The following is a 19,268-nucleotide window of genomic DNA, read 5'->3' on the forward strand; positions in this document are numbered from 1 at the left end:
ACAGCGCAGGAGAGAGACGAACCCCCAGGCCACAGCGCAGTGGCCGCCGAGGAGGTCGTGCCCGTGCGCCCCACCGCCGTCAGCATCGTTGCCCTCACTCTCGTCACCACAGCCGCCACCGCATCCCTCACCGCGTGCGGCGGCGGATCCGGCAGCAGCCCCGACACTGTCAAGATCGCCTTCAAGCAGTCCACGGACAACTCCATCAAGGTGATGGACACGTTTCTCGCGGACATCAAGAAGCAGTTCGAGAAGGAATATCCGGGCAAAAAAGTCGAGCTCGTCCCCATCAAGGCCGCGGACGCCGACTACTACACCAAACTGGAGCAGATGCTCCGGTCGCCCAGGACCGCCCCCGACCTGGTCTACGAGGACACCTTCCTCATCAACTCGGACATCACCAGCGGCTATCTGAAGCCTCTCGACTCCTACCTCGCCAAGTGGCCGGACTGGAACCAGTTCATCGCCACGGCGAAGACGGCGGCCCAGGGCGAGGACGGGAAGACCTACGGCGTGCCCGACGGGACCGACACCCGCGGACTCTGGTTCGACAAGGCCGTGTTCAAGAAGGCCGGGCTGCCTTCCGACTGGCAGCCCAAGAACTGGGACGACGTGCTCGCCGCCGCCCGGACGATCAAGCAGAAGGTCCCCGGCGTCACACCGCTCAACGTCTACACCGGCAAGGGCGTCGGCGAGGCGGCCACCATGCAGGGCTTCGAGATGCTGCTGTACGGCACCAACGACGGAACCACCGACCCGCTGTACGACAAGACCACCAAGAAGTGGATCGCCGGCGGCCAGGGCTTCAAGGACGCGCTGTCGTTCGTCCAGTCCGTGTACAAGGACAAGCTCGGACCCGACGTCTCCGACGCCCTCGACCCCAACTTCGCCACCAACGTGAACGGCGAACTGCTCCCCCAGGGCAAGATCGGCATCGACCTCGACGGGTCCTGGCTGCCGCAGAACTGGCTGCCGGGAAGCGGGCACGCATGGCCCGACTGGTCGAAGGACCTGGGCCTCGCCTACATGCCGACCCAGAACGGGCAGGCACCGGGCAAGGTGAGCATGTCCGGCGGCTGGACCTGGGCCATTCCGTCCAAGGCCGGCAACCCCGACCTCGCCTTCGACTTCGTCAAGACCATGCAGACCGAGGCGAACGCCGAAAAATGGTATATCGCCAACTCCGGCATCGCGGTGCGCAAGGACGTGGCGAGCGACCCGTCGTATGTCGGCGCCCAGCCCGGCATCAAGTTCTTCACCGACCTCGTCTCGAGCACGCACTACCGGCCCGCCTACCCGGCCTACCCGAAGGTCTCCGTCGCCATCCAGGAGGCCATGGAGGGAGTGACCACCGGTGACGCCTCCGTGGACAAGGCGGCGAGTCAGTACGACTCGACGCTGAAGGACGTCACCAACAACCAGGTGATCACCAAGTGAGCCAGGTGAGCACCGCTTCCCGGAGACTGTTCCGGGTCCTCCCCCTCACTCCCGCTCTGATCGTCCTGCTGCTCTTCCTCGCCGGGCCCATCGGTTACTGCGTCTACATCGCCTTCACCGACCTCCAGCTCACCGGCCAGGCGCACGCCTCCTTCGTCGGTTTCGCCAACTTCCGTACGGCGTTCAAGGACGACGAGTTCCTGAACGCCGTATGGCTCACCCTCGTCTTCACCGTGCTGTCCGCGCTCGTCGGGCAGAACACGCTGGGGCTGGCGCTCGCCGCGCTCATGCGGCGGGCGTCCAAGCCCGTCCGGACGGTCACCGGCGCGATCGTCATCACGGCATGGGTGCTGCCGGAGGTGGTCGCCGGCTTCCTGCTGTACGCGTTCTTCCGGCGGGAGGGCACCCTCGACGCCATCCTCGGCTTCCTGCACCTGCCGAGAGAGAACTGGCTGTACACCCTGCCGATCCTGGCGGTGTCGTTCGCCAACATCTGGCGGGGCACCGCCTTCTCGATGCTCGTCTACTCAGCCGCCTTCGACGAGATACCGGTCGAGATCGAGGAGTCGGCGGAGGTCGACGGCGCCGACGGCTGGCGGCGGATGTGGCACATCACGCTGCCGATGATCCGCCGTTCCATCGCGACGAACCTCATGCTCAACACCCTCTCGACGCTCTCCGTCTTCGGGCTGATCTGGGTGATGACCCGGGGCGGACCAGGCAACAGGAGCCAGACCCTGCCCCTCTTCATGTACGAACAGGCCTTCCAGAACAGCATGATCGGGTACGGCACCGCCGTCGCCCTTCTGCTGCTCCTGGTCGGCTCGCTCTTCTCCGTCGTCTACATGCGCCTGCTGCGCACGGAGGTGTGAGCCGACGATGTCCCGCAACCGACGTTCCCGCCGCCTCGCCGCCGACCTCGGCCTGCTCGTCGTGGCCGCCGCGTTCGTGCTGCCGCTCGCCTGGGTGCTGCTCTCCGCCTTCGACCCGCACGCCGATCTCCGCGTGAAGATCCCGGACGGGCTCACCTTCGGCAACTTCGACGCGATCCTGACCCCCGACATCACCTTCACCCCGCTGCTCAACAGCCTGATCCTGTGCGGGGGCGGCACCGCGCTGACCGTCGCCTGCGCCGCCCTGGCCGCCTACCCGCTGTCCCGCTACCGCTCCCGGCTCAACCGGCCGTTCCTGCTCTCCATCCTCTTCGCGACGAGCCTGCCCATCACCGCGATCATGGTGCCGGTGTACGCGCTGTTCGTGCAGATCAACCTCATCGACACCATGCAGGGCACGATCCTGTTCTTCGCCGCCTCCCAACTCCCCTTCGCCATCTGGCTGATGAAGAACTTCATGGACGGCGTACCGAAGGAACTGGAGGAGGCCGCGTGGACGGACGGCGCCAACTCCGCCCAGTCGCTGGTGCGGATCGTGCTTCCGCTCATGGGACCCGGTCTCGCCGTCGTCACCGTCTTCGCCTTCGTGATGATGTGGGGCAACTTCTTCGTCCCGTTCATGCTGCTGCTCTCGCCGGACCAGATGCCCGCCTCGGTCAGCATCAACGACTTCTTCGGCAACCGCGGCACCGTCGCCTACGGCCAGCTCGCCGCCTTCTCCGTCCTCTACTCGACGCCGGTGATCCTGCTGTACGTCCTGGTCGCGCGCAGGCTGGGAGGCGGGTTCGCGCTGGGCGGCGCCGTCAAGGGATGAACAGGTCATGCGTACCTACGAAACCGTACCTTCGCACAATCCGTGTTCCTGGCCGAACGGACCGTAGTCAGTTGCCCTGAACGCCCCTACCTTGTCGGCTGTGCGCCGACCCCCAGCTCTTCCGAACCAGCCAGGTCCTCCCTTCAACGCCCCGACCGCCCGCAGGCTCCGTGCCGCTCTCGGGATGGGGCCGGAACATGTGGCCCACGACCTGCGGGCCTCGTACGGGCTGCCGTACGCCACGCCCGATCTCGTCCTGGCCTGGGAGCGCGGGGCGCTGACCCCGACCAGCCCCGAACTCACGGCTCTCGCAGGCGTGTTGTGGTGCTCCCCGGGCGAACTGATCGGCCGGCCGCGGACCCTGCGCGAACACCGCATCGCCCGCGGGCTGGCCCCGGAGGACGTGGCACTGGCGGTCGGCCTCGACCTTCTCGGCTACCTCGCGATGGAGGAGGACGAGGACTGGCAGGGCACGGAACGGCAGTCCGCCGCCCTGGCCGAGGTCCTCCGGCTCTCCCTGCCCGACTTCATCACCGTCACCGGCAAGGAGGAGAAACTGGCGGAGCTGCTGCGGAGCGCGGTCACCACGCGGTGGCAGGCCTACGTCCGTCAGGTGGGCAGGGTCGTCCCCCTGGACAAACACCTGATCGAGCACACCCTGCGCGACCTGCACGAGAGCTACCAGGTCCAGATGACGGCAACCCTGGCCTGGGGCAACATCCCGACAACCGATTCAGCGGAGGACAGGGGAAAGGACTTCCTGGCGGGGGTCGTCACCCAGTTCTGGAACAGGGTGGAGAACTCGACCCCGTAAGGACAAGCGCCCCGCAAGGGGCGCGGGGCTGTGTTCGATATGCGGCTCCGCCGCGTAGGCGCGCTCAACCCCCACCGGCCCGCAGCCCGCCCACAACCGAACCGCCCCTTAAAACACCGACTCCGCCTCGTCCATCCGATCCTTCGGCACCGTCTTCAGCTCGGTCACCGCCTCCGCGAGCGGCACCATCTCGATGTCCGTCCCCCGCAGCGCCGTCATCTTCCCGAAGTCGCCCCGGTGCGCCGCCTCCACCGCATGCCACCCGAACCGCGTCGCCAGGACGCGGTCGTAGGCCGTCGGCGTGCCGCCCCGCTGGACGTGCCCGAGAATGACCGGCTTGGCCTCCTTGCCGAGCCGCCGCTCCAGCTCGTACGCGAGGGCCGTGCCGATGCCCTGGAAGCGCTCGTGGCCGTACCGGTCGATCTCGCCCTTGACGTAGTCCATCGTGCCCTCGGCGGGATGCGCGCCCTCCGCGACGCACACCACGGCGAACTTCTTGCCGCGGGAGAACCGCTCCTCGACCATCTTGACCAGGTCGGCGGGGTCGAAGGGCCGCTCGGGGAGGCAGATGCCGTGGGCACCGGCGGCCATGCCGGACTCCAGGGCGATCCAGCCGGCGTGCCGGCCCATCACCTCGACGACCATCACCCGCTGGTGGGACTCGGCGGTGGTCTTGAGGCGGTCCATCGCCTCCGTGGCGACCCCGACCGCCGTGTCGAAGCCGAAGGTACGGTCGGTCGACGAGATGTCGTTGTCGATGGTCTTCGGGACACCGACGACCGGCAGGCCCGCGTCGGACAGCATGCGGGCCGCGGTCAGCGTACCCTCGCCGCCGATCGGGATCAGCGCGTCGATGCCGAACTCCTCGACCATGTCGGTGGCCCGCTCGCAGGCCTCGCGCAGCCGGTCCCGCTCCAGTCGCGACGAGCCGAGGATGGTGCCGCCGCGGGCCAGGATGCCGCTGACGGCCTCCAGGTCGAGGGGGGTGTAGTGGCCTTCGAGCAGCCCCCGGAAGCCGTCCTCGAAACCGATGACCTCATCCTCGTACTGTGCGACAGCCCGATGCACCACCGATCGGATGACGGCGTTCAGGCCGGGGCAGTCGCCGCCTGCGGTGAGAACTCCGATGCGCATGGTGGTGTGTCTCCTGCTCGCTGTCGTGACCGGTGAGCCGATCCGATTGTTTCATGTCGGACCGGGCACCGACGATTCCGCGACGGGCGCCATAGCCATGCCCAGGGGTATTGTCAAGAGGGTTCCGCTCACCCCGGTGGGCGATTTTTGTACGCGGCCTTTTGTGACAGGGCGAGGACGGAACGGAGTGCACACGTGACGCGCAGCGTGTACGTGACCGGGATCGACCGCGGCGACGGCCGCCAGGTGGTCGAGCTGGGCGTGATGGAGCTGCTGACCCGGCAGGTCGACCGGGTCGGTGTCTTCCGCCCCCTCGTCCATGACAGTCCCGATCGCCTGTTCGATCTGCTGCGTGCGCGGTACCGCCTCTCCCAGGACCCGGCGACCGGCTACGGCATGGACTACCACGAGGCCTCCGCCCTCCAGGCCGAGCGGGGCGCCGACGAACTGGTCTCCACCCTCGTCGAACGCTTCCACCTGGTCGCCCGCGACTACGACGTCGTCCTCGTCCTCGGCACCGACTACGCCGACACCCAGTTCCCGGACGAGCTGTCCCTCAACGCCCGGCTCGCCAACGAGTTCGGCGCCTCGGTGATCCCGGTGGTCGGCGGCCGCGACCAGAGCGCGGAATCGGTGCTGGCGGAGACCCGGAACGCGTTCCGGGCGTACGACGGTCTCGGCTGTGACGTGCTGGCGATGATCGCCAACCGGGTCGCCCGCGAGGACCGGGACGAGATAGCCGGGCGGATCGACGGGCGGCTGCCGGTGCCGGTGTACGTGCTGCCGGACGAGCCCGCGCTGGCCGCCCCGACGGTCGCCCAGATCGCGCACGTGCTGGACGCGAAGGTGCTGCTCGGCGACGACTCGGGGCTCGCCCGGGACGCGCTGGACTTCGTCTTCGGCGGCGCGATGCTGCCGAACTTCCTGCCCGCCCTGACCCCGGGCTGCCTGGTCGTGACCCCGGGCGACCGCGCGGACCTGGTGGTCGGCTCGCTGGCCGCGCACAGCGCCGGCACCCCGCCGATAGCCGGTGTGCTGCTCACCCTGAACGAGCGGCCCACCGACGAGATCCTCACCCTCGCCGCCCGGCTGGCCCCCGGCACCCCGGTGCTGTCCGTACCCGGCAACAGCTTCCCGACGGCCGCGCAGCTGTTCTCCCTGGAGGGCAAGCTGAACGCGGCCACCCCGCGCAAGGCGGAGACCGCGCTCGGCCTGTTCGAGCGGTACGTCGACACCGCCGGCCTCAACAAGCGGGTCTCGGCGCCGAGCAACGACCGGCTCACCCCGATGATGTTCGAACACAAGCTCCTTGAACAGGCGCGTTCCGACCGGCGCCGGGTGGTGCTGCCGGAGGGCACCGAGGCGCGGGTGCTGCATGCGGCGGAGGTGCTGCTGCGCCGGGGGGTATGTGACATATCACTGCTCGGGCCCGTCGACCAGATCCGCAAGAAGGCCGCCGACCTCGGCATCGACCTCGGCGACGCCCAGCTGATCGACCCGGCCACCTCCGAATGGCGCGACGCCTTCGCCGAGCAGTACGCCCTGCTGCGCGCCCACAAGGGGGTGACGGTGGAGCTGGCGTACGACGTGGTCGCCGACGTCAACTACTTCGGCACCCTGATGGTGCAGAAGGGCCTCGCGGACGGCATGGTCTCCGGGTCCGTGCACTCCACGGCGGCGACCATCCGCCCCGCCTTCGAGATCATCAAGACCAAGCCGGGGTCGTCGATCGTCTCGTCCGTCTTCTTCATGTGCCTCGCCGACAAGGTGCTGGTCTACGGCGACTGCGCGGTGAACCCGGACCCGGACGCCGAGCAGCTCGCCGACATCGCCGTCCAGTCGGCGGGGACGGCCGCCCAGTTCGGGGTGGAGCCGCGGATCGCGATGCTGTCGTACTCCACGGGCACGTCGGGTTCGGGGGCGGACGTGGACAAGGTGCGGGCGGCGACCGAGCTGGCGCGCTCCCGGCGGCCCGACCTGAAGATCGAGGGGCCGATCCAGTACGACGCGGCGGTGGAGCCGTCCGTGGCCGCCACCAAGCTGCCGGGCTCCGAGGTCGCCGGGCAGGCCAGCGTGCTGATCTTCCCGGACCTCAACACCGGCAACAACACCTACAAGGCCGTGCAGCGGTCGGCCGGCGCGATCGCGGTCGGGCCGGTGCTGCAGGGGCTGCGCAAGCCCGTGAACGACCTGTCCCGGGGCGCCCTCGTCCAGGACATCGTCAACACCGTGGCCATCACGGCGATCCAGGCCCAGAACCCGGCCGAGGATCCTGCCCAGAGCCCGGCCCGGCCCCCGGCCCAGAGCCCGGCTCAGTCCCCGAGCGAGAAGGCAACCGCCCAGTGAGCCACCGTCCGACCCGTGTCCTCGTCCTCAACTCCGGCTCCTCGTCGGTGAAGTACCAGCTGCTCGACATGCGGGACAGCAGCCGGCTGGCGGTCGGGCTCGTCGAGCGGATCGGCGAGCAGACCTCCCGGCTGAAGCACACCTGCCTCGGCACCGGTGACACCCGCGAGGCCGTCGCGCCGATCGCCGACCACGAGGCCGCCCTGAAGGCCGTCGCGGAGGAGCTGGCCAGGGACGGCCTCGGGCTGGAGTCGCCGGAACTGGCCGCGATCGGGCACCGGGTGGTGCACGGCGGGCTGTTCTTCACCGAGCCGACGGTGATCGACGACGCGGTGCTCGCCGAGATCGAGCGGCTGATCCCGGTCGCCCCGCTGCACAACCCGGCCAACCTGACCGGGATCCGCACCGCGCGGGCGCTGCGCCCGGACCTGCCGCAGGTCGCCGTCTTCGACACGGCGTTCCACACGACCATGCCGGAGTCCGCGGCGCGTTACGCGATCGACCCGAGGATCGCCGACAGGTACCGGATCCGCCGCTACGGCTTCCACGGCACCTCGCACGCGTACGTGTCCCGGGCGACCGCGAGGCTGCTGGGAAAGACACCGGAAGAGGTGAACGTCATCGTGCTGCATCTCGGCAACGGGGCGTCCGCGTCGGCGGTGCGCGCGGGCCGGTGCGTGGACACCTCCATGGGCCTGACGCCTTTGGAGGGGCTGGTGATGGGAACCCGTTCCGGTGATCTGGATCCGGCCGTCATTTTCCATTTGGCCCGAGTTGGCGGAATGTCCATGGACGAGATCGACACTCTTCTCAACAAGAGGAGTGGTTTGTTCGGTCTGTGCGGTGACAACGACATGCGGGAGATCAGGCGCCGGATCGACGAGGGCGACGAGACGGCACGGCTCGCCTTCGACATCTACATTCACCGCCTGAAGAAGTACATCGGCGCGTACTGCGCCGTCCTCGGCCGGGTCGACGCGGTGGCCTTCACCGCGGGCGTCGGCGAGAACGCGGCCCCGGTGCGGGAGGCGGCCGTGGCGGGTCTGGAGGGGCTGGGGCTCGCGGTCGACCCGGAGCTGAACGCCGTACGGGCGGACGAGCCGCGGCTGATATCCCCCGCCGGCGCGCGTGTCGCCGTCGCGGTGGTGCCGACGGACGAGGAACTGGAGATCGCGACCCAGACGTACGCGCTCGTCGGCACCGGATCGGCACCCGTCGGAAATAACAGCTGAGCACATTAGCGCCCATTTGTATCTTCCACCAGACGGAATATTCCGTAGCGAAACAAACCGATAGGATCGCCCCATGCGCCGTTCGAAAATCGTCTGTACTCTCGGCCCCGCGGTCGACACCCACGAAATGCTCGTCGCCATGATCGAGGCCGGCATGAACGTGGCCCGGTTCAACTTCAGCCACGGCTCGCACGCCGAGCACCAGGGGCGGTACGACCGCGTCCGGGCCGCCGCCAAGGAGACCGGCCGCGCCATCGGCGTCCTGGCCGACCTCCAGGGCCCGAAGATCCGTCTGGAGACCTTCGCCGAGGGACCGGTGGAGCTCGAGCGCGGTGACGAGTTCGTCATCACGACCGAGGACGTCCCGGGCGACAAGACCATCTGCGGTACGACCTACAAGGGCCTGCCGGGCGACGTCTCGCGCGGCGACCAGATCCTCATCAACGACGGCAACGTCGAGCTGAAGGTCCTGGACGTCGAGGGCGCGCGGGTGAAGACGATCGTCATCGAGGGCGGTGTCGTCTCCGACCACAAGGGCATCAACCTGCCCGGCACGGCCGTCAACGTGCCCGCGCTGAGCGAGAAGGACATCGAGGACCTCCGGTTCGCGCTGCGCATGGGCTGCGACCTGGTCGCCCTGTCCTTCGTCCGGGACGCCAAGGACGTCAACGACGTCCACCGGGTCATGGACGAGGAGGGCCGCCGGGTTCCCGTCATCGCCAAGGTGGAGAAGCCGCAGGCGGTGGAGAACATGGAGGACGTCGTGATGGCGTTCGACGGTGTGATGGTCGCCCGCGGTGACCTGGCCGTCGAGTACCCGCTCGAGAAGGTCCCCATGGTCCAGAAGCGGCTCATCGAGCTGTGCCGGCGCAACGCCAAGCCGGTGATCGTGGCGACCCAGATGATGGAGTCGATGATCACCAACTCCCGTCCGACCCGCGCCGAGGCCTCCGACGTGGCCAACGCGATCCTGGACGGCGCCGACGCGGTCATGCTCTCCGCCGAGTCCAGCGTGGGCGCGTACCCGGTGGAGACCGTCAAGACGATGTCGAAGATCGTCTCGGCGGCCGAGCAGGAGCTGCTGAGCAAGGGCCTGCAGCCGCTCGTCCCCGGCAAGAAGCCGCGCACGCAGGGTGGTTCGGTCGCCCGTGCCGCCTGCGAGATCGCCGACTTCCTCGGCGGCCGGGGCCTGGTGGCCTTCACCCAGTCCGGTGACACGGCCCGTCGCCTCTCCCGCTACCGCGCGCAGCAGCCGATCATCGCCTTCACCACCGACGAGAACACCCGCAACCAGCTCACCCTCAGCTGGGGCGTGGAGTCGCACGTGGTGCCGTTCGTGAACACCACGGACGAGATGGTCGACATGGTCGACCAGGAGCTCGCCAAGATCAACCGCTTCAACCCGGGCGACACCGTCATCATCACGGCCGGCTCGCCCCCCGGCGTCTCCGGCACCACCAACATGCTCCGCGTCCACCACATCGGCGGCATCAACAAGTGACGCCCCCGTAGCGGGCCTTGCACGACACTGAGGGCGCCTCCTGTGACAGGGGGCGCCCTCAGGTGCGTGGGGGGCCGGTCGCCCCCGGTCAGGACGTACTCAGCGGTCGAACCGCCGGAGTCGACGACCTCCGCTCGTTCCTGCCTGGCCCGCTCCCGTTCCTCGGCCTCCGCTCGTGTGGCCGCCTTGTCCGCCTGGTCGGCGTACGTGTCGGCCTTGTCCGCCGCGCCCTGCGCTGCGGTGGCGTCGCTCTCCGCCTTGGTGGCCGTCCGGTCGGCCGCAGCCGCGTCCTGTTCGGCGCTGTCGGCGGCGGAACGGGCGCCGGCGGCGTCCTTCTCCGCCTCCGTGGCGTCGCGGTCGGCCTGGGCGGCCGCCGATTCGGCCTCGTTCGCGGCGAAGTTGGCGTAGAAGGCGTCGGTGCCGGCCTGCTCGTCGTACTTCCGCGCGTTCGCGTCCGCCTTCTTTGCGGCTGCCGCGTCGGCTGCCGCAGCGGTCGCCGACGCGTTGGCCGCCGCTGCGGAGTTCACCGCCTGCACCGCGTAGTCCGCGGCGTCAGCAGCCGCCTGGAGCGCGGTCTTCGCGTCCCCGGCGGCCTTGTCCGCGAGCGCCTTGGCCTGTGCCGCCGCCTTCTTCGCCTCGTCCGACTTGGCCGTCGCCGCCGACGCCTGCTGCTCGGCGAGCGTCTTCGCGGTCTGCCCGATCAGCACCGCGTACGCCGCCGAGGCGTCGCTCTCCTGGTAGGGAGTGCCCAGGCTGATCGCTTCGTCGGCCGTCTTCGCGGCCTCGGCCACCGCCGCGGTGGCTTCCTTGCGCGCGGTGGCGGCCGCGGTCTGGGGACGCGATCATCCTGCCAGAGCAGGGGATTTCGAGAAAGGAATAACGGCACTTTACTTTCCCTTTTGAATCGACCTCGCACCGGGAGGAGGCCGAACAGGACTGTGCCCCGCCGAGTTGACACTCGGCGGGGCACAGTCTTCTTGCGGCTCCCGAACGGGTCTGTGGTGACGCTCAGCTTGTTCCGTCGGTGGTGTAGACGTGCATCCCGGGCACGTGCAGGGTGCCGCCGAACTGGGCCGCCTGGACGACCTTCACGTTGGTGAAGTAGATCAGCGGGATGTTCAGCGGCGGCGGGTTGTCCGGGGTGAACGTGATCGGGATCAGGCCGAAGAGGTTGCCGGAGATGGACTCCGTGTACATCGTCGTGGCGCCGTCGCGGATCGTGGACGTGGAACCGGCCGCGGCCTGCACGTGGTAGGTCTTGTTGATGGTCGTGTCCTTGACCGTCTGGTGCAGGTCGCCGATGTCGGTGCCACCCGAGATGACGTACTTCAGCACCTTCTTCGTCTTGCCACTGGCCGTCTTCACCGTGACGATGCCCTGGTAGTCGGCGCTCTTCAGCGTCAGCGAGCTGGCGCTCAGGTACCAGGGGTCGTCCGCCACCGCGACCTTGTTGTCGACACCGCTCACGTCGTCGGTGGCGGCCTTGCAGTCGTCGGCCGACGTGCCGGAGCTCGCGGAGGCGCTGGGCGAGGCGCTGGAGGTGGCGTCCGCGGCGGCCTTGGTGGCGTCGTCCGCCGCCTTGGTAGCCGTGTCGGTGGTGTCCTTCACGGTGTCCGTGACCTTCTTGACGGTCTTGGACACGGCATCGGAGCCGCTGTCGTCGCTCGACGAGGAGGACGAGTCCGACTTCTCCGCGGACGACGAGGAGGAGTCCGAGGACGCGGACGCCGACGGCGAGGGAGTGGCGCTCGCGGTGGAGTCCGACGAGGACGAGCTCGTCGTGCTGCCGCCGCTGAGGATGCTGCCGATCGCGTCGCCGATCGAGCCCAGCAGGCCACCGCCGCTGCTGCTCGCGGAGGCGGACGGCGACGGGGTGGCCGTGCTGCCGGAGTCCGACGAACCGGAGGACCCCGAGGAACCCGAATCGCCCGAGGACGAGGACGACTTGGACGCGGACGGCGTCGGCGTGGCCGTGCCGTCGGAACCTGAATCCGACGAGGACGACTTGCCCGACGACGACGTCGAGTCCTTGGCGTCGTCCGACGCCGTGGCGGACGGCGTTGCCGAGTCCGTGGCGCCGTCGCTCGCGCTCGCCGAGGCGGAGGGCGAGGCCGAGTCCAGGGCCGCGACGCAGTCCTTGTAGTCCTCGGCGAGGCTCTTCGACGACGAGGACGCCGTGTTGTTGGTGTCGGCGATCGCGAGCGACGACGTGAACCCGAAGCCCATGAGCACGGCCGTCGGCATCGCCACGGACGCTATCGCCTTGCCCGCCGGCATGTGGAACCTGGTGAACAGCGGCTTTCTGGGTGCCGCATGGCGGGGCCCGGTTCTCACACGGGACTCGTCCACATCAGTCCCGTGGGTCACCTCGTCAGCCGGCACTGTGCCTCCCGTTCGCCCCGTTCACCGGGCTCGTTCCTGACAGGTCGTTCGACTCGCCCACGCCGTCCGGACCCGTGTAGTAGGCGGCCTCTTCCGGGGCGTCGTCCCCGGCCGGCGGGATCTCGCCCTCCGGCTGCGGCTTCGGGGGCGCACCCGGGGACCAGGCCACGGCCATCGCACCGCCGATGAGGGCGAGCAGGAAGCCCATGACGAAGCCACCGAAGTTGGACACGGGGAGGGACACCAGCGCCAGCAGGATCGCGGCGATACCCGCGAACGTGCGGATGTGCTTCTGGAACCAGAGGCTGACGCCCAGGACGACGAGCAGCACACCGATGATCAGGGATCCGGCACCCGCGGTGGTCGCCATCGCCACCGTGAGGTTGCCGATCTGGAGATGTGCGTACGGGAAGTACATGATCGGGAAACCGGCGAGCAGGATGTACAGACCGGCCCAGAACGGCCGGGTGCCCCGCCAGGAGCGGAACTGCAGCCTCCGGCGGGTGAACTGGCCGGGTGCGGCAGGAGTCTCGGCGCTCATGGAAAACAGCTCCCTGGTGCGGCGTTGCTGTGGTGGTGATGCTGTGTGATGCGGTGATGGTTCCTTGTACCGCGTGTGTAGACCGTGGGAAGAAGGTGGAGGGCGGGGGTGCCGTCGGCGCCCCCGCCCGTCACGGAGTGCTTAGTAGCACTCCGCTCCCTTCGTCGAGATCGACATGTGCAGATTGCTCAGCTTGAAGGTTCCGGCGGTGGTGGCCCACGCCGTCTGCTTCACACCGGTCAGCGAGGCGTGGTCGGCCTCCTGCGCGAACCCGTTCGGGTTCGTCAGACCGGCCTTGGCCTCGTCGGACTTGATGCCCGGACCCTTGGTCGAGCTGCCCGCGGCGACACCGATGTTGATGTTGGTGAACGTCGCGTCGGCGCTGAGGTCGTCGAGGTCGATGTACAGCTTGCTGGCCTCGACCGGCTTCTTCGCGTCAGTGCCCGCATGCAGGATCAGGCTGACGTTCCCGAAGATCGGGACGTTCGGCGTGACCACGGACTGGCACAGGTTGGTGATGGTCGCGGTGTTGAACGCCGAGACCGCCACCGGATGAATCGTCTTGTCACCGGCGAGGGTGACACCCGAGTCGACAGCGCCGTACTGAACGAAGCCGTCGCCTTCCAGCGAGTCGGCCGTGACCTTGAACTGCTGGCCCGACACGCTGAACGACGCGGCGAGAGCACCCTGCGCGAGGGCGACACCTATACACGCCGTGGCGGCAACGCTGGGCACCATGACCACAGCGAACCGCTTCCATCTGGTCCCGCCACGCACCTGGGACTCCATATTTCCTCCTTCTCGGACGTACATCTCCTGGCCCGGAATCGCCCCCAACGGCGGCTCGGCCGGGCAGGGATGGGAGAAGTGCTACGTCCTCGGAAGGGGAGCGCCCGCACTCGGAGGCACGAACCGCACCTCGATCACCGGCGATCACCCCCGAGCGACAACCACTGGTCGCGCCTGACACGCATCACGCACAACCTTGCTGGACAGGCTTCACCACAGGGCGAAGACCCCCCTGCCCAAGAGCCGGCGTCACTGCCGCCGACTCTGCTCGGTGGGGACCCAGATGAGCCCGCGGCCCGACCGGCTGTCGGGGTACGGGAATGGACCGAGCGTCGCCGATCGTGGTGCATTCTCGCCGCCCGCACAAGGGGCTTCGTTACTGGGTAGTAACGGCCGGATAACCGAAGGACGACCCACCGGTCTCGAAGGGCCACTCTGGGTGGCAGTCAGGGGCAGAGCAAAACAGTTGATCAGTGGACAGAATCAGACAGATCAACAGCCCTGATTTACTCCGAGTAACAGCGGCCGCGATTACCAAGATTTGGTAAAGAGCGGCCGCTGTGACCCCGCGTCGGCAAATCTTTCACTCCGGCATCACAGGACGTGACGTTTAGCGACTGGTCAGAACCGTGTTCAGACCGTGATGCGGACCGTGCTTCAGAACAGCGCCCGGGCCAGCGCCCGGCGCGCACCGACGACCCGCGGGTCGTCGGTGCCCACGACCTCGAAAAGCTCAAGAAGCCGCCGCCGTACGGCATCCCGGTCGTCCCCGGCCGTCCGCTGCACGGTCTCGATCAGCCGCCCGAAGGCGTCCTCGACGTGCCCGCCCACCAGATCCAGATCGGCGGCCGCGATCTGCGCCTCGGCGTCGGCCGGCCTCTCGGCCGCGTCCCTGCGCACCGCCTGCGGGTCCATCCCCTGCACCCGCTGGAGCAACTCGGCCTGCGCGAGCCCCAGCTTGGCCTCGCTGTTGCCCGGGTCGTCGGTCAGCACGTTCTTGTACGCCTGGACCGCACCGCCGAAGTCCCCCGCGTCCAGCGCCCGGACGGCGGCTTCGAGGAGCGCGTCGTACGGCCCCGCCGCCACCGTGGGCTCCGGCTGGACACCCGGCTCCGCGTCGGGGTCGACGACGAGCCCGGTCAGCCCGAACCGCTGCTCGGCGACCTGCACCAGCTGGTCCAGCGTCTCGCGGATCTGCTGCTCACCGGCCGCACCCTGGAAGAGCGGCAGCGCCTGACCGGCGACGACGGCGAACACCGCCGGGATCCCCTGGACCCCGAACTGCTGCATCAGCATCTGGTTGGCGTCGACATCGATCTTGGCCAGCAGGAAGCGGCCGTTGTACTCGACCGCGAGGCGCTCCAGGACCGGGCTCAGCTGCTTGCAGGGCTGACACCACTCGGCCCAGAAGTCGATGACGACAGGGACTTCGGCGGATCGCTGGAGGACATCGAGTTCGAATCCGGCTTCGTCGACATCGATGACCAGATCGGCCGGGGAGACGGCACCGGCCCCACCCTGCCGGGCCGCTTCGGCGCGCGCCTGCTCGGCCTTGGTCTTGGCCTCCTGGGCCGCCTTGACCGCGGCGAGGTCGACGACGCCGCTCATGGACATGTTCCGTGGCTGCATGCGTCTATCCTCCCCCGTTCCCGCGCGCAAGTGAAAAGCGTTGTGGAAGCTGGCCGAACGTGTGTTCATCAAGCGGCGCCGGGTCCCCACCCCACGCCATGGTCGTCGCCCGCGCGGTCACCCACGAGCTTTCGCTACGACCCGTAGCGTAATGCCATCGGGGACCCGCGCGACACCACATTCCGGTGATCTCCCTCACGGCATCACATGAACCGCCGGTTATGGTCGTGGAATGCAGAGCCGCACCCCCGCCGGACGCACCGGCCGCCCGCGCAGCGCCGCCGCGGACGCGGCGATCCTGGAGGCGACGCGGCAGGCGCTGGTCGACCTGGGCTGGTCCAAGCTCACCCTGGGAGACGTGGCCACGCGGGCCGGGGTTGCAAAAACGACTCTCTACCGCCGCTGGGCGGGCAAGAACGAGCTCGTCGTCGACGCGGTGGCGGAACTCTTCGACGAACTGGAGCTCCCCGACCGCGGCAGCCTGGCGAACGACATCGAGGGCGTGGTGCTCCAGTTCGCGGCGATCCTGGACCGTCCGGAGGCCCGCAGCGGCCTGATGGCGGCGGTCGCCGAGTCGACCCGGGACGACGCGCTGCGGGAACGTATCCGCGCCTCCATCGTGGACCGCCAGAAGCGGCTGGTCCTGGAGGGCCGGGCCCGCGCCCAGTGCCGGGGCGAACTCCCGTCCGAGCCGGACCCGGAGGAGGCCGCCCGCACGGTGGACCTGATCTTCGACATGGTGGCGGGTGCGGTGGTCCACCGCACCCTGATGAGCGGCAAGCCGGCCGACGAGGCGTGGGTCCGCGACTTCACCCGCGTCCTGTTGCTGGGCCTCACCACCCAGCCGCCCGAGCTTCCCTGAGCGCTCCGCCGGAAGTGGCGCGATGTGCCGTCTGCTCAGCCACGCCGAGCGCACCGGGGCAGCCGCCTCCCGACCCACCGAGCCGACCCGGGCGGCCACTTCTCGGCCGGCCGAGTCGGGTGGTGGGTGGGCACAGGTCTCGGGGGTCCAGGGGGCGGAGCCCCCTGGTACGCGGCTAGAACCCCGCCGGCTCCGTGTACACGCCCCACTCGTCCCGCAGCACCCCGCAGATCTCACCCAGGGTCGCTTCGGCCCGTACGGCGTCGAGCATGGGCTCGATCATGTTGGCACCGGACCGGGCAGCGGCCAGCATCGCGTCCAGCGCCGCACGCACCGCCGCCTCGTCCCGCGCCGCCCGCCGTGCGCCCAGCACCCGCACCTGCTCCCGCTCCACCTCGTGCGAGACCCGCAGGATCTCCAGGTCCCCGGTGACGGAACCGGTGTGCACGTTGACGCCGACGACCCGCTTGTCGCCCTTCTCCAGCGACCGCTGGTACTGGAAGGCCGACTCGGCGATCTCGCCGGTGAACCAGCCGTCCTCGATGCCCCGCAGGATCCCGGAGGTGACCGGCCCGATCGGGTGCCGCCCGTCCGGATGGGCCCGCAGCCCCCGCTCCTTGATCTGGTCGAAGATCTTCTCGGCGTCGGCCTCGATCCGGTCGGTGAGCTGCTCGACGTACCAGGAACCGCCCAGCGGGTCCGCCACGTTGGCGACCCCGGTCTCCTCCATGAGCACCTGCTGGGTGCGCAGCGCGATCTCGGCGGCCTGCTCGCTCGGCAGCGCGAGGGTCTCGTCGAGGGCGTTGGTGTGCAGCGAGTTGGTCCCGCCGAGCACGGCCGCCAGCGCCTCCACGGCCGTACGCACCACGTTGTTGTACGGCTGCTGGGCGGTCAGCGAGACCCCGGCGGTCTGCGTGTGGAAGCGCAGCCACTGGGACTTGTCCGACCGGGACCCGTACACGTCCCGCATCCACCGCGCCCAGATCCGGCGCGCGGCACGGAACTTGGCGATCTCCTCGAAGAAATCGACGTGCGCGTCGAAGAAGAAGGAGAGGCCGGGCGCGAAGACGTCCACGTCGAGCCCGCGGCTCAGCCCCAGCTCCACGTACCCGAAGCCGTCCGCGAGCGTGTAGGCCAGCTCCTGCGCGGCCGTCGCACCCGCCTCGCGGATGTGGTAGCCGGACACGGACAGCGGCTTGTACGCGGGGATGCCGGCCGCGCAGTACTCCATCAGGTCGCCGATCAGCCGCAGATGGGGCTCGGGCTGGAACAGCCACTCCTTCTGGGCGATGTACTCCTTGAAGATGTCGGTCTGGAGCGTGCCGTTGAGGACCGCCGGATCGACGCCCTGCCGTTCGGCGGCGACGAGGTACATGCAGAAGACGGGCACGGCGGGCCCGCTGATCGTCATGGACGTCGTGACGTCGCCCAGCGGGATGTCCTTGAACAGGACCTCCATGTCGGCGGCGGAGTCGATGGCCACCCCGCAGTGCCCGACCTCGCCCAGCGAGCGCGCGTCGTCCGAGTCGCGCCCCATGAGGGTCGGCATGTCGAAGGCCACGGAGAGACCGCCGCCGCCGTTGGCGAGGATCATCTTGTAGCGCTCGTTGGTCTGCTCGGCGTTGCCGAACCCGGCGAACTGGCGGATGGTCCAGGTCCGCCCGCGGTAGCCGGTCGGATACAGCCCGCGCGTGAAGGGGTACTCCCCCGGCCAGCCGATCCGCGCGAATCCCTCGTACGTGTCCCCTGGCCGGGGCCCGTACACCGGCTCCACGGGGTCCCCGGAGAGCGTGGTGAAGTCGGCGTCCCGCTTGCGGGCCGCGTCGTAACGGGCCTGCCAGCGTCGGCGGCCCTCCTCGATGGCGTCAGCGTCCATACCCTCGAATTTACTAGGACGTCCAAGTAAATGTCGATGGAGAACCGCCGCACGGGTGTCCGCGCGGCGGTATACGACCCGAGGGCCTGCGGCCTAGGCCTGGACCTTCGCGGCCACCGGAGTCCCGTCGGTGACCTTGGCGTCCAGCTCGCGGGTGACCTTGCGCTCCACGAAGAACGCGGCGGTCGGGATGGTCCCCGCCAGCAGCACCCACAGCTGCTTGCCGACCGGCCACTTCGCCTTGGAGCCCAGGTCGAAGGCGAAGACCAGGTAGACGACGTAGAGCCAGCCGTGCGCGATGGCGACGACCCGTGTGACGTCGGCCGCACCGTCGATGTCCATCCCGTACTTGGCGATCATGCTCAGGCACAGCAGCACCAGCAGCACACCGGTGACGTAGGCCAGGACGCGGTAGCGGGTCAGCACGCTCTTTTTCATGGGGACGAGCGTAACCACCCGTTCCGGGAGATCTTGCCGCGGGTCACCGCTCGGCGGACGGCGGATTCAGTCCTCGTCGAAGTCGCTCGCGGCGATCCGCAGCGGCCGCAGCATCGCGAAGATCTCCCCGCACTCCTCGGCGTCGTACACCCCGAGCCCGAAGTCCATCGCCATCAGGTCGCGGGTGGCCGACTCGACGACCTCGCGGCCCTTCTCGGTGATCGTGGCGAGCGTGCCGCGCCCGTCGTTGGGGTTGGGCCGCTTGTCGACCAGGCCGGACTTCACCAGCCGGTCGACGGTGTTCGTCACCGAGGTCGGGTGCACCATCAGCCGCTCGCCGATCTTCGACATCGGCAGCTCGCCGGCCTTGGAGAAGGTGAGCAGCACCAGCGCCTCGTAGCGCGCGAACGTCAGCCCGTACGGCTTGACCACCGCGTCGACCTCGGCCAGCAGGATCTGCTGGGCCCGCATGATCGAGGTGATCGCGGCCATCGACGGGACGCTTCCCCAGCGCCGCTTCCAGAGGTCGTCGGCTCGGGCGATGGGGTCGAAGGGAAGACTGAGAGGCTTTGGCACGCCA

16 protein-coding genes are annotated in these 19,268 nt (G+C 69.0%); 8 read left to right on the forward strand and 8 right to left on the reverse strand.

The window, feature by feature from the left end:
* Positions 1-63: 63 nt before the first annotated feature.
* From ACWGKQ_RS35390 to ACWGKQ_RS35405, 4 genes are all read left to right on the forward strand, one after another.
* Positions 64-1,437 carry an extracellular solute-binding protein gene (locus ACWGKQ_RS35390; protein WP_453296125.1) on the forward strand — a complete coding sequence of 458 codons (1,374 nt, stop codon included), beginning with the start codon at positions 64-66 and terminating at the stop codon, positions 1,435-1,437.
* Positions 1,434-2,309, forward strand: coding sequence for a carbohydrate ABC transporter permease (locus tag ACWGKQ_RS35395; RefSeq protein ID WP_453296126.1), 876 nt, complete (start codon positions 1,434-1,436; stop codon positions 2,307-2,309). Before ACWGKQ_RS35390 ends, ACWGKQ_RS35395 begins: the two co-directional genes overlap by 4 nt.
* 7 nt (positions 2,310-2,316) lie before the next feature.
* Positions 2,317-3,144, forward strand: coding sequence for a carbohydrate ABC transporter permease (locus ACWGKQ_RS35400; RefSeq protein WP_453296127.1), 828 nt, complete (start codon positions 2,317-2,319; stop codon positions 3,142-3,144).
* A 100-nt stretch (positions 3,145-3,244) separates the two neighbouring features.
* The gene (locus ACWGKQ_RS35405; RefSeq protein WP_453296128.1) at positions 3,245-3,958 is read left to right on the forward strand and encodes a helix-turn-helix domain-containing protein; all 714 of its coding nucleotides are present in this window, start codon (positions 3,245-3,247) and stop codon (positions 3,956-3,958) included.
* A gap of 108 nt (positions 3,959-4,066) precedes the next feature.
* On the opposite strand, the gene ACWGKQ_RS35410 is transcribed toward ACWGKQ_RS35405, so the two are convergent.
* Positions 4,067-5,092: an ATP-dependent 6-phosphofructokinase gene (locus ACWGKQ_RS35410; RefSeq protein WP_453296129.1), complete on the reverse strand. Its 1,026-nt coding sequence runs from the start codon at positions 5,090-5,092 to the stop codon at positions 4,067-4,069.
* A gap of 195 nt (positions 5,093-5,287) precedes the next feature.
* Between ACWGKQ_RS35410 and pta the strand changes: the two genes are divergently transcribed.
* The 3 genes from pta to pyk all read left to right on the forward strand — a co-directional run bounded on the left by pta (position 5,288) and on the right by pyk (position 10,171).
* Entirely contained in the window at positions 5,288-7,438 is a 2,151-nt protein-coding gene (pta, locus tag ACWGKQ_RS35415) for a phosphate acetyltransferase (RefSeq protein ID WP_453296130.1), read from the forward strand.
* Positions 7,435-8,670 carry an acetate kinase gene (locus tag ACWGKQ_RS35420; RefSeq protein WP_453296131.1) on the forward strand — a complete coding sequence of 412 codons (1,236 nt, stop codon included), beginning with the start codon at positions 7,435-7,437 and terminating at the stop codon, positions 8,668-8,670. Before pta ends, ACWGKQ_RS35420 begins: the two co-directional genes overlap by 4 nt.
* Before the next feature lie 73 nt (positions 8,671-8,743).
* Positions 8,744-10,171: a pyruvate kinase gene (gene pyk / locus ACWGKQ_RS35425; protein ID WP_453296132.1), complete on the forward strand. Its 1,428-nt coding sequence runs from the start codon at positions 8,744-8,746 to the stop codon at positions 10,169-10,171.
* A 1,008-nt stretch (positions 10,172-11,179) separates the two neighbouring features.
* On the opposite strand, the gene ACWGKQ_RS35430 is transcribed toward pyk, so the two are convergent.
* The 4 genes from ACWGKQ_RS35430 to ACWGKQ_RS35445 all read right to left on the reverse strand — a co-directional run bounded on the left by ACWGKQ_RS35430 (position 11,180) and on the right by ACWGKQ_RS35445 (position 15,512).
* Positions 11,180-12,553 (reverse strand): hypothetical protein, encoded by a 1,374-nt coding sequence (locus tag ACWGKQ_RS35430; protein WP_453296133.1) that lies wholly within the window; start codon positions 12,551-12,553, stop codon positions 11,180-11,182.
* Complete coding sequence (locus tag ACWGKQ_RS35435; RefSeq protein ID WP_453296134.1) at positions 12,543-13,094, reverse strand: DUF6114 domain-containing protein; 552 nt, start codon at positions 13,092-13,094, stop codon at positions 12,543-12,545. Before ACWGKQ_RS35435 ends, ACWGKQ_RS35430 begins: the two co-directional genes overlap by 11 nt.
* A gap of 141 nt (positions 13,095-13,235) precedes the next feature.
* Entirely contained in the window at positions 13,236-13,883 is a 648-nt protein-coding gene (locus ACWGKQ_RS35440; RefSeq protein WP_453296135.1) for a DUF6230 family protein, read from the reverse strand.
* Positions 13,884-14,540: 657 nt separating this feature from the next.
* Positions 14,541-15,512, reverse strand: a complete 972-nt coding sequence (locus tag ACWGKQ_RS35445; RefSeq protein WP_453296136.1) for a tetratricopeptide repeat protein — start codon at positions 15,510-15,512, stop codon at positions 14,541-14,543.
* A 232-nt stretch (positions 15,513-15,744) separates the two neighbouring features.
* Here ACWGKQ_RS35445 and ACWGKQ_RS35450 point away from each other — a divergent pair, with 232 nt between their 5' ends.
* The gene (locus tag ACWGKQ_RS35450) at positions 15,745-16,374 is read left to right on the forward strand and encodes a TetR/AcrR family transcriptional regulator (protein ID WP_453296137.1); all 630 of its coding nucleotides are present in this window, start codon (positions 15,745-15,747) and stop codon (positions 16,372-16,374) included.
* Positions 16,375-16,549: 175 nt separating this feature from the next.
* Here ACWGKQ_RS35450 and ACWGKQ_RS35455 read toward each other — a convergent pair whose 3' ends face one another.
* From ACWGKQ_RS35455 to ACWGKQ_RS35465, 3 genes are all read right to left on the reverse strand, one after another.
* The gene (locus ACWGKQ_RS35455) at positions 16,550-18,250 is read right to left on the reverse strand and encodes an acyl-CoA mutase large subunit family protein (protein WP_453296138.1); all 1,701 of its coding nucleotides are present in this window, start codon (positions 18,248-18,250) and stop codon (positions 16,550-16,552) included.
* A gap of 93 nt (positions 18,251-18,343) precedes the next feature.
* Positions 18,344-18,688, reverse strand: a complete 345-nt coding sequence (locus tag ACWGKQ_RS35460; protein WP_453296139.1) for a DUF3817 domain-containing protein — start codon at positions 18,686-18,688, stop codon at positions 18,344-18,346.
* Between the two features lie 66 nt (positions 18,689-18,754).
* Positions 18,755-19,264, reverse strand: a complete 510-nt coding sequence (locus ACWGKQ_RS35465) for a MarR family winged helix-turn-helix transcriptional regulator (RefSeq protein ID WP_453296140.1) — start codon at positions 19,262-19,264, stop codon at positions 18,755-18,757.
* Positions 19,265-19,268: the final 4 nt, after the last annotated feature.

The organism is Streptomyces sp. NPDC054770 (assembly GCF_053611985.1).